The following is a 14,117-nucleotide window of genomic DNA, read 5'->3' as shown; positions in this document are numbered from 1 at the left end:
GCGGTTCCTTGAAGGCGTTCAGGGTGAAGTGGAGTGACCAGGCCGTGCTCGTATCGCCGCCAAAAGCAGGCCCAGCAGGATGAATCCGCCCGGGGCGATGACCGCCAACCGTATGCCACCATCCGTGGCAAGGGCGCTATCCGTCAGCCACGGTATGCCGGCGGCAAATGACCTTCTGCCGAGTGCTTCGCGCAAGATGCCCAGAACAACCATCAGCGAGGCGAACACCATGGCCAGGCGCAGTTGTCCGGGGAGATGGGTTCGAGTGAAGAAACCGTTGTGCTCCAGCGCCACGCATTGCAGGGCGATCAGCGCAATGTAGATGCCCAGTTGTCGATGCAGCTCCAGCGACCAGGCCTGTAGCGCCAGCGCGGCGAAACTGGTCAGCGCGGCGGCGAGCACGATGCTGGTGAGTAACTGCAAAGGCGGGATAATTCGCGGTCGCAGCACCCTCATTTTCATCCCGTAGATGCTGATGATCAGCAGCGACAGCAGCGACAGGCCCACGGCGCCAACCAATGAGTCGCTGGCCCCGATCAGCGGTGCCAGCATCACCGACCCCTGCAGCAATGACGTTCTGTTCATTGCCCGCTCCCCAGCCACTGCGGCTGATGTTCGTCGAAATAGCGTAATCCATCATGAATCGCGTTGATGACCGCGCGCGAGGTGACGGTTGCGCCTGCCAATTGATCGAACTGTCCCTGATCTTTCTTCAATGCCCAACCGCTATCGTTGGGATCAGCCAGCGACTTGCCGGAAAAACTGCCGAGCCAGGCATTGGGCCAGGCGGCGATTTTTCCACCCAGTCCTGGGGTTTCTGCCTGCTTGAGGGTTTTGACCCCCAGCAACCTGCCGTGGCTATCGATGACGATCAGCAGGTCAATCGCTGCCTCGTGACCCAGTACCCGACTTTGCAGTATCACCGCGCTGGGTTTGCCGGCCAGTGTGGCCAGGTATCCCCCCAGCAGCGTGCTGTTGCGCAACTCGACATTCTTGAAGGGGAGCGGCTGGTCCAAGGGGTGATTGTCGTAGCGTTCGGCGGGCAGCATGTCCAGCAGGTTGCGGCTTTCGATCAAGCGCTGCTCGGCCGCGATACGAGGTGCCACCGTTCGCTGCAGCAGAACCGTCATGCACGCACCGATGGCGATCAGTATCACCAGGACCAGCAGGCTGAGGGTCCGCTTCATGGTGTGCGCCGCTCTGGTTGTTCCGCGAAAAGGCGTTCCAGGGCAGGCACGCACAGGTTCATCAGCAACACGGCAAAGGCCACCCCGTCGGGATAACCGCCCCAGGTTCGTATCAAGTAAGTCAAAAGACCCACGCCCGCGCCGAACAGCAGTCGAGCCTTGGGGCTTTTCGCCCCGGATACGGGCTCGGTCACGATAAAGAATGCTCCGAGCATGGTGGCGCCCGTCAGCAGGTGAAACAGCGGTGAGCCGTGAGAGTCGGAGCCTGAGCCGTTCCAGCACAGCAGGCTGATCACAAACAGGCTGCCGAGCATGCCGGCTGGCGCGTGCCAACTGAACACCCGTTGTTGCAGCAGGAATGCGCCACCGGCGAGAAACGCCAGGTTGACCCATTCAATCCCTTTGCCGCCTACGTGGCCAAACGCTGGATTAGCGTTAAAAAGCTCATCCATGGTCAGGCTCTTGTTGATCCGCAGGCTATCCAGGGCGGTGGCCTGGGACCAGGCATCAGGTCGCTCGGTGCCGCTGAAGTCGAGGCCGAAAACCTGTTGCAGGCCATCGAGCAGATTCATGGCGTGGGGCGCTGGCCACAGGGTCATGTGTTGTGGAAAGCACACCAGTACCAAGGCAAAACCGAGCATGGCCGGATTGAACGGGTTCTTGCCCACGCCGCCATACAGGTGCTTGCCGAACACCATCGCGAACATCGCCGCGCAGACGGTCAACCACCACGGGCAATAGGGCGGCAACGCCAGCGCCAGCAGGGTGGCGCTGACCAGCGCACTTGCATCGAGCAGCGATGGCCTGAGCGGGCGGTTACGCAACCGCAACACCGCAGCCTCGACCGCCAGCGCACTGCTACAGGCCAGTAGCAGATTGATCAGGACTCCCCAGCCAAACAGCCAGAACATCACCAGCATGCCCGGCACGGTGGCCAGCAACACCCGTTTCATCGCCTGTTGCAGGCGATCATCGACGGCTTCAAGGGGCGGCATGATCATTCACCTGGCGCTGCGCTTCATCGAGTCGGGCGCGGGCCTTGTCCAGCAACTCGGTGGGGGTGTTCGCCTGGCGTTCAAGTTTGCTCAAGTCGGCGCGGGCGTAGGCCAACTCAGTCTTGAGTTGCCTGAGTTGCGGATCGATCGGGCGCTTTTCGATGCGGACCAGTTGCGGTGCTGGCTTCTCGCTGGCGTCTTCGGCGGTGTGCAGCGCGAGCTCTGCAGCGTCAAGTTGTTGCGCAAGCGTGATCAACTGCGCTTGCTGCTCGAATGTCGGCGGATGCCCGAACGCTTTCAGCGACTTGTGCAGTTGCGCCCGGCTCATCGCCACGTTGATCTTGGCTTTTTTCAGTGCGGCGTCGGCGGTTTCGGCCTTTTGGGCCTGGACGCGGGCGATAGCGTCCAGCACGGGGTTGTTGGCCGTGTCGCTGGGGTGCACCGGATTTTTCGCCCGGGCAGCGCGTTCGGCGATCTTTTGTTGTTCCTCCCGGTGCAGGCGCGCGTTACGTTGCTCGAAGCGTTGACGGGCGTGATTGCGTTTGCGGGTTCGCGCTTGCAGGTCTTCTGGCGTTACGGCCAGGCCGCCGACAATCGGCAGTACCGGCGTGCCCGTCAGCGGGCGCATTTCGATGCAGTCCACCGGGCACGGTGCGACGCACAGGTCGCAACCGGTGCATTCGTCGATGATCACGGTGTGCATCAACTTTGCCGCGCCGACAATGGCGTCGATCGGGCATGCCTGGATGCATTTGGTGCAGCCGATGCATTCCGCCTCGCGGATGAACGCAATCTGCGCCGGGGCCGGGCCACGGCTGATGTCCAGTTCCAGAACCGGCACGTTCAGCAGCTCGGCCAGGGCGGCGATGGTTTCGCGCCCGCCCGGTGGGCACTTGTTGATGGCCTCGCCATTGGCGATGCCTTCAGCGTAGGGCTGGCATCCTGGGTGGCCACATTTGCCGCATTGGGTCTGCGGCAGTAGGGCGTCGATGTGTTGAATCAGACTCATGTCTTGATCAGTCCGTTGAAGCCGAGAAATGCCACCGCGATCAGCCCGGCGCTGATCAAGTCGATCGGCAGGCCACGAAAGGGCAGAGGCACATCGTGATTGAGTGTGCGTTGGCGCAGATCGCTGAACAGGCCCAGCACCAGCCAAAAGCCGAGACCGGCGCCCAGGCTCAAGGCAACTTGCCAGGCCAGGCCCTTGTCACTCTGCATCCCCAGCAAACTTAGCCCCAGTACACCAGCGTTACCCAGCAGCAAGGGCCATAGGCCGTTGAATGGCCATGAGGGCAGGGCGCGTGCCAGTTGTGTGAGCAGCGGCTGGATCAGCAAGACACTCAGGGGTAAAAACACAAACAGGTACAGGGCGCTCAGCCCCAGCGGCGCAAGCAGCCAGTGATAGGCCGTATAGCCCAGCACGCCGCTGAGCAGCATCAGGCACGTTGTTGCAAAGCCCAGGGCATGCACCTGTCGCCGTTCATCCGTTACCTGCAGCAACGGATCGACGCCTAGCGGCCACTGCAACACGACGTTGTTGATCAGGGCGGTGCTGATGAGCGTAAGCAGGAAGTCGGTCATGGGCGTGCCGGTTGAGCGAAGGGCCTATCTGAAAGAGTAGGCAGTATGGGGGCTGCAGATATGAAAATCCCACCGTCGCGGTTGTGCACGACGGTGGGATGGGTTCAGCCAGTCGCTTACTTGATGCGCTGACCCGGCTTGGCGCCGCTGTCCGGGCTCAGCAGGTAGATTTCCTCGCCGCCAGGACCGGCCGCCATGACCATGCCTTCGGAGATACCGAAGCGCATTTTGCGCGGCTTGAGGTTGGCGATCATCATCGTCAGGCGACCTTCCAGCTTGGCTGGGTCCGGGTAGGCGCTCTTGATGCCAGAGAACACGTTGCGTTGCTCATCACCGATATCCAGGGTCAGGCGCAGCAGCTTGTCGGCACCTTCCACGGCTTCGGCCTTGAGGATCAGTGCCACGCGCAGGTCAACCGCGGCAAAGGCGTCGAATTCGATTTCCGCCGACAGCGGATCCTTGGCCAGTTCACCGTTGCCTTGAGGGGCCGCAGTGCCGGTGTCGGTCTGGCTGGCGACGAGGTCTTCTTTCGAGGCGTCGGTCATGGCTTGGACCTTGACCGGGTCGATGCGGGTCATCAGAGGCTTGAACTCGTTCAACTGATGATCGGCGAGCAAGGTCGTGTGGTCGTTCCAGGTCAGTGGCGCGACGTTGAGGAACGCCTCGGCATCGGCGGCCAGCAGCGGCAGCACCGGCTTGAGGAAGATCACCAACTGGCGGAACAGGTTGACGCCCGTGGCGCAGATGGCCTGGACTTCATCCTGCTTGCCTTCCTGTTTGTTCAGCGACCACGGTGCCTTGTCGGCGATCCAGGCGTTGGCCCGGTCGGCCAGGCCCATGATTTCGCGCATGGCGCGTGAGAAGTCGCGCGCTTCATAGGCCTCGGCAATGCTTGGCGCGGCCGCCAGGAATGCTTCGGTCAGCTCTGGCGCCGCATCGACGGCCACCAGCACGCCGGCATTGCCTTTGTGGATGAAGCCTGCGCAGCGGCTGGCAATGTTGACGACCTTGCCCACCAGGTCGGAGTTGACCTTCTGCACGAAGTCTTCGAGGTTCAGGTCCAGGTCGTCGACGCCACGGCCCAGCTTGGAGGCGTAGTAGTAGCGCAGGTATTCCGGCGACAGGTGGTCCAGGTAGGTCCGGGCCTTGATGAAGGTGCCGCGGGACTTGGACATTTTCTGGCCGTTGACGGTCAGGTAGCCGTGGACGTTGATGGCCGTCGGCTTGCGGTAGCCCGCGCCTTCGAGCATGGCTGGCCAGAACAGGGCATGGAAATTGACGATGTCCTTGCCGATGAAGTGGTACAGCTCGGTGGTGGAGTCCTTGGCCCAGAACGCGTCGAAGTCCAGGTCGGGACGACGGGCACAGAGGTTCTTGAAGCTGGCCATGTAGCCAATCGGCGCGTCCAGCCACACATAGAAATACTTGCCTGGCTCGTCCGGGATCTCAAAGCCAAAGTACGGCGCATCGCGGGAGATGTCCCACTGTTGCAGGCCGACGTCCAGCCATTCGGCGAGCTTGTTCGCGACCGCGTCTTGCAGGGTGCCGCTGCGGGTCCACTCCTGCAGCATCTGCTGGAAGTCCGGCAGCTTGAAGAAGAAGTGCTGGGAATCCTTGAGCACCGGCGTGGCGCCAGAGATTGCCGACTTCGGATCCTTCAGGTCGGTGGGCGCGTAGGTGGCGCCACATTTTTCGCAGTTGTCGCCGTACTGGTCTTCGGTGCCACATTTCGGGCAGGTGCCCTTGATGAAGCGGTCGGCCAGGAACATTTTCTTTTCTGGGTCGAAATACTGGGTGATCGAGCGCGTGGCAATGTGCCCGGCGTCACGCAGCTTCAGGTAGATCTGGCTCGACAGCTCACGGTTTTCTTCGGCGTGAGTGGAGTGGAAGTTGTCGAAGTCCACCAGGAACTCGGCAAAGTCGGCGCTGTGCTCGGCCTGGACGTTGGCGATCAACTGCTCGGGGGTGATGCCTTCCTTTTCTGCGCGCAGCATGATGGCCGAACCGTGGGCGTCGTCCGCGCAGACATAGGTGCATTGATTGCCGCGATGCTTCTGGAAGCGCACCCACATATCGGTCTGGATGTACTCAAGCATATGGCCAAGGTGGATTGAACCATTGGCATAGGGCAGGGCGCTGGTGACGAGGATCTTGCGTGGCTCGGACATGGGGCTCGGCTACTTGATGAAACGGAGGTCGGCCACTATAAAGCGCCGGGAAAGATATTTCACCCCTGCAAATCATTGCCAGGCATGCCGCCGGACGTGTGGAACAGGTACGATAGCGGCCATCCTTTTCAAGTCTTGCTATCGGAGTTGCCCATGAGCGCCGTCAATCGCGCAGCGGTGGAAGCCGTCCTTCGCCAGTACACCGACCCTTACATGAACCAGGATCCGATCAGCGCGGGTTGCCTGCGCAGCATCGACATCCAGGGCGACCGTGTCACCGTCGAACTGGAACTGGGTTACGCCGCAGGCCTGTTCAAGAGTGGCTGGGCGCAGTTGTTGCAACTGGCGATCGAAAACCTGGAAGGCGTCGTGACGGCCCGGGTCAACGTCACCAGCGTGATTGCCGCGCACAAGGCCCAGGCGCAGATCCCCGGCCTGGCCAACGTCAAGAACGTGGTGGCCGTGGCGTCCGGCAAGGGTGGGGTGGGCAAGTCCACCACGGCGGCCAACCTGGCGCTGGCATTGGCCCGCGAAGGCGCCAAGGTCGGGATTCTCGACGCCGATATCTATGGTCCGAGCCAGGGCATCATGTTTGGCATCGCCGAAGGCACCCGGCCGAAGATCAAGGACCAGAAGTGGTTCGTGCCAATCGAGGCCCATGGCGTCGAAGTGATGTCCATGGCGTTCCTGACCGACGACAACACGCCGATGGTCTGGCGCGGTCCGATGGTCTCCGGCGCCTTGCTGCAACTGGTGACACAGACCGCCTGGGGCGACCTGGACTACCTGGTGGTCGACATGCCGCCAGGCACCGGCGACATTCAGTTGACCCTGGCGCAGAAAGTCCCGGTCGCCGGTGCGGTCATCGTCACCACGCCGCAGGACCTGGCCTTGCTCGATGCACGCAAAGGCGTGGAGATGTTCCGCAAGGTCAACATTCCCGTGCTGGGCGTGGTGGAAAACATGGCCGTGCACATCTGCTCCAACTGTGGGCATGCTGAGCATCTGTTCGGGGAAGGCGGCGGCGAGAAGCTGGCCAGCCAGTATGGCGTCGAGTTGCTGGCATCGCTGCCACTGTCGATGCTGATCCGCGAGCAGGCCGATGGCGGCAAGCCTACGGTGATCGCAGAGCCCGACAGCCAGATCGCCATGGTCTACCAGGACCTGGCCCGCCACGTCGGCGCACGGATCGTGCTGCAAGAGGCGGCAACGCCAGCGATGCCGAACATCAGCGTCAGCGACGATTGATTTTCGCCAGATAAACGCTGATCAATTGTGGGAGCGGGCTTGCTCGCGAAAACGGTGTGTCATTCAACCAATAAGTTGACTGATTTATCGCCTTCGCGAGCAAGCCCGCTCCCACAGTTGCTTCTGGGGGGCTTTAAATGCGCAAGCCGCCATCCATTTCCAGGATCCGGCCGGTGTAGTAGTCGTTCTCGAAAATGTACGCCGCCGAATGGGCGATCTCTTCGGGCTTGCCCATGCGCTTGAGCGGGATGCCAGCGGTCATTTTCTCCAGTGCCTCGGGCTTCATGCCCAGGGTCATCTCGGTTTCGATGAAGCCTGGGGCAATGCCGGCGACCCGAATGCCGTAGCGCGCCAGCTCCTTGGCCCAGGTCACAGTCGCGGCGGCCACGCCGGCCTTGGCGGCGGAGTAGTTGGTCTGGCCGACGTTGCCGGCACGGGAGATCGAGGAGATGTTGATGATCGTGCCACTGTTCTTGAACTCGATCATCTTCGCCGCCACTTCGCGGGTGCACAGGAACACGCCGGTCAGGTTGACGTCGATCACCGCCTGCCACTGGGCCAGGCTCATCGTGGTCATCTCACCGTCCTTGACCTTGATCAGCAGGCCGTCACGCAGAATCCCGGCGTTGTTGATCAGGCCGTGGATCGCGCCGAAGTCTTCGGCGACCTGGGTGACCATGTGCGTCACTTGTTCTTCATTGGCGACGTTGCACAGGTAGGCCCTGGCTTGCGCGCCGAGGGCCTGGCAGGCTGCCACGGCGGCGTCGAGTTTCTCCTGATTGAGGTCCACCAGCGCCAGCTTCGCGCCCTTTGCCGCGAAATACTCGGCCATCGAACGGCCTAAGCCCTGGCAACCGCCCGTGATAATGATTACTTTGTCAGTGAGTTGCATTCGCATGCCCCAATTGCAGGTCGAAGTGGTCTCCTCTCGCGAGCCTCTCGATCCGCGCCAGGCATGGCCTGGTTGCACATGAGAATTGCCCCCGACGGCGTTGCTGGAACTTTCTCCAGAAGCCTGTCCGTTTTTTCGACGGATTCTATGTAAGGAGTCATAAATTGAGCGTTGACGTTGCCAAGCATGCCCGAGAACTGCTGCTCAAGGAATACCGTGGGGTGCTGTCGACGCTCTCCAAGGCGATGCCTGGATTCCCGTTTGGTTCGGTGGTCCCTTACTGCCTGGACGAGCAGGGCCGGCCGCTGATCTTAATCAGCCGGATTGCCCAGCACACCCACAACCTGCAGAAGGATCCCAAGTGTTCGATCCTGGTGGGTGAGCGTGAGGCCGAAGATGTGCAGGCGGTCGGTCGCCTGACCTACCTCGCCGAGGCGCAGCAGATCGAAGACCAAGCGGCCATCGAAGCCGCTGCCGAGCGTTACTATCGCTATTTCCCGGACTCGCAGAACTACCACAAGGCCCATGACTTCGACTTCTGGGTGCTCAACCCGGTGCGTCACCGCTACATCGGCGGCTTTGGCGCGATCCACTGGGTCAATGAACTGACCTTGGCCAATCCGTTCGCCGGCAAGGGCGAAGTGAGCATGGTCGAGCACATGAATGCCGATCACGCCAAGGCCATCGCCCATTACGTCGAGCTGGCCGGGTTGCCGCAAAGCGCGCCGGCGCAGATGGTCGGTATCGATACCGAAGGCATGCACCTGCGCATTGGCCAGGCGCTGTACTGGTTGCCGTTCCCAGCCGTTTGCAATACACCGACACAAGTACGTGAGGCTTTGGTTTTACTGGCTCGCGCCGAGCATTGGCCAAAAAATGAAGCGGCCGAGGCTTGAAATCATCAAGCGGCGACGTCATCTAAGGCTTACTAGCAAGGCATTCTTGCGTTGAGGAACCATTTGATGCGCCCTTTTCTATTACTCTTTTTGCTGTTTCCGGTGCTGGAGCTGTTCGTCTTCGTCAAGGTCAGCGCGGCCATCGGGTTTTTCCCGGCGCTGCTGCTGGTCATCCTGAGCTCGATGTTCGGTGTGTTCGTGCTGCGTATCGCGGGCCTGGCCACGGCACTGCGTGCCCGTGAAAGCCTGAACCGGGGCGAGCTGCCTGCCCAGACCATGATCGAAGGCTTGATGCTGGCCCTGGGTGGCGGCTTGCTGATCCTGCCGGGTTTTGTCAGCAGCGTGCTTGGCCTGATCATGATGCTGCCGCTGACGCGCCGACTGCTGGCCAACAAAATGCGCCAGCGTGCCGAGGAGCAAGCCATTCGCCAGCGTGCGTTTGCCGATGACCTGCAACCGCGTGGCGGTCCGGCCCCGCGCCAACCGCTGGGACGCGAACCGGATGTGATCGAAGGCGAGTTCGAGCACCGCGATACCAAGTAACGACCTGCACCACACGGCACCTTCGGGTGCCGTGTGGTTTTTTATGGGCAGCCAGGTAAAAAATATTCACCGAGCTGCCCTTGTAATAACCTTATGCGCCCTTATGTAACGGTCACCGCAAGGTTTCTGGTGGTGATCACCAGACAGACTTCCGCGTCTCGCTCGACGAGTCGCACCCGGCACCGCCGGAAATCAACCCCCGCCGGGATTACACCGGCCGCTGAAACTACAATTAGGAGAGATCGACAATGAAGCTTCGTCCTCTGCATGACCGCGTCGTCATCCGTCGCAGCGAAGAAGAAAAGAAAACCGCCGGCGGTATCGTCCTGCCGGGTTCGGCTGCTGAGAAAGCCAACAGCGGCGAGATCCTCGCTGTCGGTACCGGCCGTGTGCTGGACAACGGTGAAGTGCGTGCACTGGCCGTTAAAGTGGGTGACAAGGTTGTGTTCGGTCCGTACTCGGGCAGCAACACTGTGAAAGTTGATGGCGAAGACCTGCTGGTAATGGCTGAGAACGAGATTCTCGCTGTTATCGAAGGCTGATTGACCCGCTCATTTTCCCGCGACTACTCAAGTATTTAAGGAATATCGATCATGGCTGCTAAAGAAGTTAAATTCGGCGATTCCGCCCGTAAGAAAATGCTCGCCGGTGTCAACGTCCTGGCTGACGCAGTAAAAGCGACCCTGGGCCCTAAAGGCCGTAACGTGATCATCGAGAAGAGCTTCGGCGCTCCGACCATCACCAAGGACGGCGTTTCCGTCGCCAAAGAAATCGAGCTCAAAGATCGCTTCGAGAACATGGGCGCGCAGCTGGTTAAAGACGTTGCCTCCCGTGCCAACGATGACGCAGGCGACGGCACCACCACCGCTACCGTTCTGGCTCAGTCGATCGTCAACGAAGGCCTGAAAGCCGTCGCTGCCGGCATGAACCCGATGGACCTGAAGCGCGGCATCGACAAAGCGACCATCGCTATCGTCAAAGAGCTCAAAGCCCTGTCCAAGCCTTGCGCTGACACCAAGGCCATCGCTCAGGTCGGCACCATCTCGGCCAACTCCGACAACTCCATCGGCGACATCATTGCCGAAGCCATGGAAAAAGTCGGTAAAGAAGGCGTGATCACCGTTGAAGAAGGCTCGGGCCTGGAAAACGAACTGTCGGTTGTTGAAGGCATGCAGTTCGACCGTGGCTACCTGTCCCCGTACTTCGTCAACAAGCCAGAGACCATGACCGCTGAGCTGGACGGTCCGCTGATCCTGCTGGTCGACAAGAAGATCTCCAACATCCGCGAAATGCTGCCAGTGCTGGAAGCCGTTGCCAAAGCCGGCCGTCCACTGCTGATCGTGGCTGAAGACGTTGAAGGCGAAGCCCTGGCGACGCTGGTTGTGAACAACATGCGTGGCATCGTTAAAGTCGCAGCCGTCAAGGCTCCAGGCTTCGGCGACCGTCGCAAGGCCATGCTGCAGGACATCGCTGTTCTAACGGGCGGTACCGTTATCTCCGAAGAGATCGGCCTGAGCCTGGAAAGCACTACCCTGGAACACCTGGGTAATGCCAAGCGCGTGATCCTGTCCAAAGAAAACACCACCGTGATCGACGGCGCTGGCGTTGAGGCTGACATCCAGGCTCGCGTCCTGCAGATCCGCCAGCAAGTGGCTGACACTTCGTCCGACTACGACCGTGAAAAACTGCAAGAGCGTCTGGCCAAGCTGTCCGGCGGCGTTGCAGTGATCAAGGTTGGCGCTGGTTCCGAAGTTGAAATGAAAGAGAAGAAAGCCCGCGTTGAAGACGCCCTGCACGCTACCCGTGCAGCCGTTGAAGAAGGCGTGGTACCTGGCGGTGGCGTGGCACTGGTTCGCGCTCTGCAGGCCATCTCTGAACTGAAAGGCGACAACGCTGATCAGGACGTGGGCATCCAGTTGCTGCGTCGCGCTGTTGAAGCGCCGCTGCGCCAGATCGTTGCCAACTCCGGCGACGAGCCAAGCGTTGTGGTCGACAAGGTCAAGCAGGGTTCGGGTAACTACGGTTACAACGCTGCTACCGGCGAATACGGCGACATGATCGAAATGGGTATCCTGGACCCGGCTAAAGTGACTCGTTCGGCTCTGCAGGCAGCGGCTTCCATCGCCAGCCTGATGATCACCACCGAAGCCATGATCGCCGAGATCAAGGAAGACGGCCCAGCTGGCGGCGGTATGCCAGACATGGGCGGTATGGGTGGCATGGGCGGCATGATGTAAGCCAGCCTTACCCGATACCTAAAAACCCCGCCTGCGTTAAGCAGGCGGGGTTTTTTATTGGCCGGGTTTTGACCGTGGGGGAATGAGATCAGCACTTGGAAAGAAAAAGCCTCGGACTGAGTCCGCAATGCTGTTCACTTAGACGCGATGTGGCTGGCAACAACCCTTTGTGGTGAGCGAGCTTGCTCGCGCTGGACGGCGTAGCCGTCCTTTTTATCGGGCCGCTGCGCGCCCCGGCGCGAGCAAGCCTGCTCGCCACAGGTGTTGCTTCGACATCGGGACGGCCACTCCGCCCGGGGCTGTTGGGTTAGGGCTGGACGGCGAGTCCTGCATCTGCCTTGAGCGGTTTCCAGCCCAGCAGTTGGTGCTTGAAGCCGTAGCTGGCGCTCTGGTAGTAGGTGATCGCTCGGGTAATCAGCGGGTCACTGCTCGGGGCATGGGACTCGCGGCTTTCGCTGAGCGCATCATCGTGGCGACGCAGACCCTGGCGCGGGCTGAGGATCGCCAGGTCCTTGCCGTCGAACAGTCCCAGGTGCTGATAGTTGCCAACCACCACGCGTGGCGGGAGCGGGTTGTCCTGCAGCAGGTTGCGGCCAAAGAAGGTCGATTGGTAATCCAGGTTCAACAGCCCCAGCAGTGTCGGGGCCAGATCGATCTGGCTGGCCAACTGAGCGCTTTCCCGGGCTTGGATCAGCTTGGGCGCGTAGATGAACAACGGGATTTGATAGTTGGCGATGGGCAGGTCTTCCTTGCCGGCGCTGCCTGCGGTGTGGTCGGCGACGAAGATAAAGATCGTATTGTCGAACCACGGCTTGTTACGCGCCTGTTCAAGGAAATGGCCAATCGCATAGTCGGTGTACTTCACCGCGCCATCGCGGCCATTGCCCGACGGGATGTCGATCCGGCCATCGGGATAGGTGTAAGGACGATGGTTGGACGTGGTCATCAGTTGCAGCAAAAACGGCTGCTGTTTGGCGTAGTCGGCATCGGCCAGCTTCAGGGTCTGGGTGTACAAATCTTCGTCAGCCATGCCCCAGGCGTTCTTGAAGTGAATCTCGGCCTCGGGAACGCTGCTCTGATCGACGACCCGGTAGCCGTTGCCACTGAAGAACGCATTCATATTGTCGAAGTAGCCACGACCACCGTAGACGAACACGCTGTCGTAGCCCACGGCATTGAGTTGTTGGCCGAGGCTGGCAAACCCGCTTTCACGGCCGATGCGCTTGACGATTGAACGCCCGGGCGTGGGAGGGATCGCCAGGGTGATGGCCTCCAGGCCGCGGTCGGTACGGGTACCGGTGGCGTAGAAGTTGTTGAAGTACAGGCTTTGCGGGCGCAGGGCATCGAGGTTAGGTGTCAGGTTGCGGTTATCGCCGTTGCTGCCCATGTACTTGGCGCTGAAGCTTTCGATCGTCACCAGCACGATGTTGGGCTGGCGCGGCGTGCCGGGGTTGTCGATCTCGCGGCGGATGTCCTGCGGGTCCTGGCCGATGAAGCGGGCGTTGGGCTCGTTCAGCTCGGCGCGCATCTGCTGGGCGACCACGTCGGGCGCCAGGGTACTGTAGAACTGCGGGTAATCGAGGTCGTTGTTGCGGAACGCGGCGAAGAACTGATACGGCCCGTTGCTGGCCAACTCGTTTTGATAGGCGTTGCCGCCTTGCGCACGCGGGCTGCCTTGGCTGAGCAGCTGCAGGCTCAGGCCACCGGCCACCAACACTGCCAGGGCGCAGGCCAGGCGCTTGCGCGCGGTGGGCAGTGGCGCATTGACGGCGGCGTTGAAGGCCCTGCGCAACACCAGGCTCAATACCACGGCGAGCACCGCCAGGCTGCCCAGCAACAGGCCGATAGGGTAGGACTCCAGCAGGTTGTTGAGCACCTCGTCGGAGTACACCAGGTAGTCGACCGCGATGAAGTTGAAGCGCACCCCGAACTCATCCCAAAACAGCCACTCAGCCACCGCGGTGAACAGCATGGCGAACAGACTGACCGTCAGCACCCCCTGCAAAAACCAGCGGTGCCCGGGGCGGCGCCACAACCCCGGCGGGCATAGCAACAGGTACACGCCAAGCGGCAGGGCGGCATAGGCGAGGAAGCCCAGGTCGTAGAGCAGTCCAATGCCATAGATCGAGATAAAGCCGCTGCCGGCCTCATCCAGGTGCGTGAACAGCAGGACGGTGCGCGTCAGCACAAAAATCGCCAGCCACGAGCCCGTGACCAGCAACAGAAAACGCATGGGGGCGGTCTTGAGAAAGTCCATTGATCCACGTTCCATTAGTCAAATAGTGCGTAACTGTGAATGAATCGCTGTTATGAACATGTGAGCCAAGAGTGAAAAAAATGTTATCTCGGGCAATACCTTTACTTGCCGGC

Annotated in this window: 13 protein-coding genes; 5 read left to right on the top strand and 8 right to left on the bottom strand. The window is 60.9% G+C overall.

The annotated features are described in order from the left end of the window. Positions 1 to 18: 18 nt before the first annotated feature. The 6 genes from BMW74_RS16015 to metG all read right to left on the bottom strand — a co-directional run bounded on the left by BMW74_RS16015 (position 19) and on the right by metG (position 5,931). The gene (locus BMW74_RS16015; protein ID WP_093423040.1) at positions 19 to 585 is read right to left on the bottom strand and encodes an Rnf-Nqr domain containing protein; all 567 of its coding nucleotides are present in this window, start codon (positions 583 to 585) and stop codon (positions 19 to 21) included. Further along, a complete protein-coding gene (locus BMW74_RS16010) occupies positions 582 to 1,187 on the bottom strand; it encodes an RnfABCDGE type electron transport complex subunit G (protein WP_093423036.1) in 606 nt (201 codons plus the stop codon). The genes BMW74_RS16015 and BMW74_RS16010 overlap by 4 nt, the downstream gene beginning before the upstream one ends. After that, positions 1,184 to 2,182, bottom strand: coding sequence for an RnfABCDGE type electron transport complex subunit D (locus BMW74_RS16005; protein ID WP_093423031.1), 999 nt, complete (start codon positions 2,180 to 2,182; stop codon positions 1,184 to 1,186). The genes BMW74_RS16010 and BMW74_RS16005 overlap by 4 nt, the downstream gene beginning before the upstream one ends. Further along, positions 2,169 to 3,191, bottom strand: coding sequence for an electron transport complex subunit RsxB (rsxB, locus tag BMW74_RS16000; RefSeq protein WP_093423026.1), 1,023 nt, complete (start codon positions 3,189 to 3,191; stop codon positions 2,169 to 2,171). Before rsxB ends, BMW74_RS16005 begins: the two co-directional genes overlap by 14 nt. Next, positions 3,188 to 3,763, bottom strand: coding sequence for an electron transport complex protein RnfA (locus BMW74_RS15995; RefSeq protein WP_093423021.1), 576 nt, complete (start codon positions 3,761 to 3,763; stop codon positions 3,188 to 3,190). The genes rsxB and BMW74_RS15995 overlap by 4 nt, the downstream gene beginning before the upstream one ends. Before the next feature lie 116 nt (positions 3,764 to 3,879). After that, a complete protein-coding gene (gene metG / locus BMW74_RS15990) occupies positions 3,880 to 5,931 on the bottom strand; it encodes a methionine--tRNA ligase (RefSeq protein ID WP_093423017.1) in 2,052 nt (683 codons plus the stop codon). Between the two features lie 153 nt (positions 5,932 to 6,084). On the opposite strand from metG, the gene apbC reads away from it, so the two are divergent. After that, positions 6,085 to 7,179: an iron-sulfur cluster carrier protein ApbC gene (apbC, locus tag BMW74_RS15985; protein ID WP_093423012.1), complete on the top strand. Its 1,095-nt coding sequence runs from the start codon at positions 6,085 to 6,087 to the stop codon at positions 7,177 to 7,179. A gap of 133 nt (positions 7,180 to 7,312) precedes the next feature. Here apbC and BMW74_RS15980 read toward each other — a convergent pair whose 3' ends face one another. Next, a complete protein-coding gene (locus tag BMW74_RS15980) occupies positions 7,313 to 8,071 on the bottom strand; it encodes an SDR family oxidoreductase (RefSeq protein WP_093423007.1) in 759 nt (252 codons plus the stop codon). A 164-nt stretch (positions 8,072 to 8,235) separates the two neighbouring features. On the opposite strand from BMW74_RS15980, the gene BMW74_RS15975 reads away from it, so the two are divergent. The 4 genes from BMW74_RS15975 (at position 8,236) to groL (ending at position 11,747) form a co-directional block, all read left to right on the top strand. Further along, on the top strand, positions 8,236 to 8,967 hold the full coding sequence (locus BMW74_RS15975; protein WP_093423004.1) for a HugZ family pyridoxamine 5'-phosphate oxidase: 732 nt from the start codon (positions 8,236 to 8,238) through the stop codon (positions 8,965 to 8,967). A gap of 66 nt (positions 8,968 to 9,033) precedes the next feature. Further along, complete coding sequence (locus BMW74_RS15970; RefSeq protein WP_093423000.1) at positions 9,034 to 9,510, top strand: FxsA family protein; 477 nt, start codon at positions 9,034 to 9,036, stop codon at positions 9,508 to 9,510. A gap of 248 nt (positions 9,511 to 9,758) precedes the next feature. After that, positions 9,759 to 10,052, top strand: a complete 294-nt coding sequence (locus BMW74_RS15965) for a co-chaperone GroES (protein WP_019827816.1) — start codon at positions 9,759 to 9,761, stop codon at positions 10,050 to 10,052. Between the two features lie 51 nt (positions 10,053 to 10,103). Next, positions 10,104 to 11,747 carry a chaperonin GroEL gene (gene groL / locus BMW74_RS15960; protein WP_093422996.1) on the top strand — a complete coding sequence of 548 codons (1,644 nt, stop codon included), beginning with the start codon at positions 10,104 to 10,106 and terminating at the stop codon, positions 11,745 to 11,747. Positions 11,748 to 12,054: 307 nt separating this feature from the next. Here the strand turns inward: groL and BMW74_RS15955 are convergent, their stop codons facing one another. Continuing rightward, a complete protein-coding gene (locus BMW74_RS15955; RefSeq protein WP_093422992.1) occupies positions 12,055 to 14,004 on the bottom strand; it encodes an LTA synthase family protein in 1,950 nt (649 codons plus the stop codon). Positions 14,005 to 14,117 lie beyond the last annotated feature (113 nt).

The sequence above is a fragment of the Pseudomonas sp. ok272 genome (genome assembly GCF_900109995.1).
Taxonomy (GTDB): domain Bacteria; phylum Pseudomonadota; class Gammaproteobacteria; order Pseudomonadales; family Pseudomonadaceae; genus Aquipseudomonas.
Note: the sequence above shows the minus strand (reverse complement) of the source record. Positions and strands in the feature narration are given on the sequence as shown.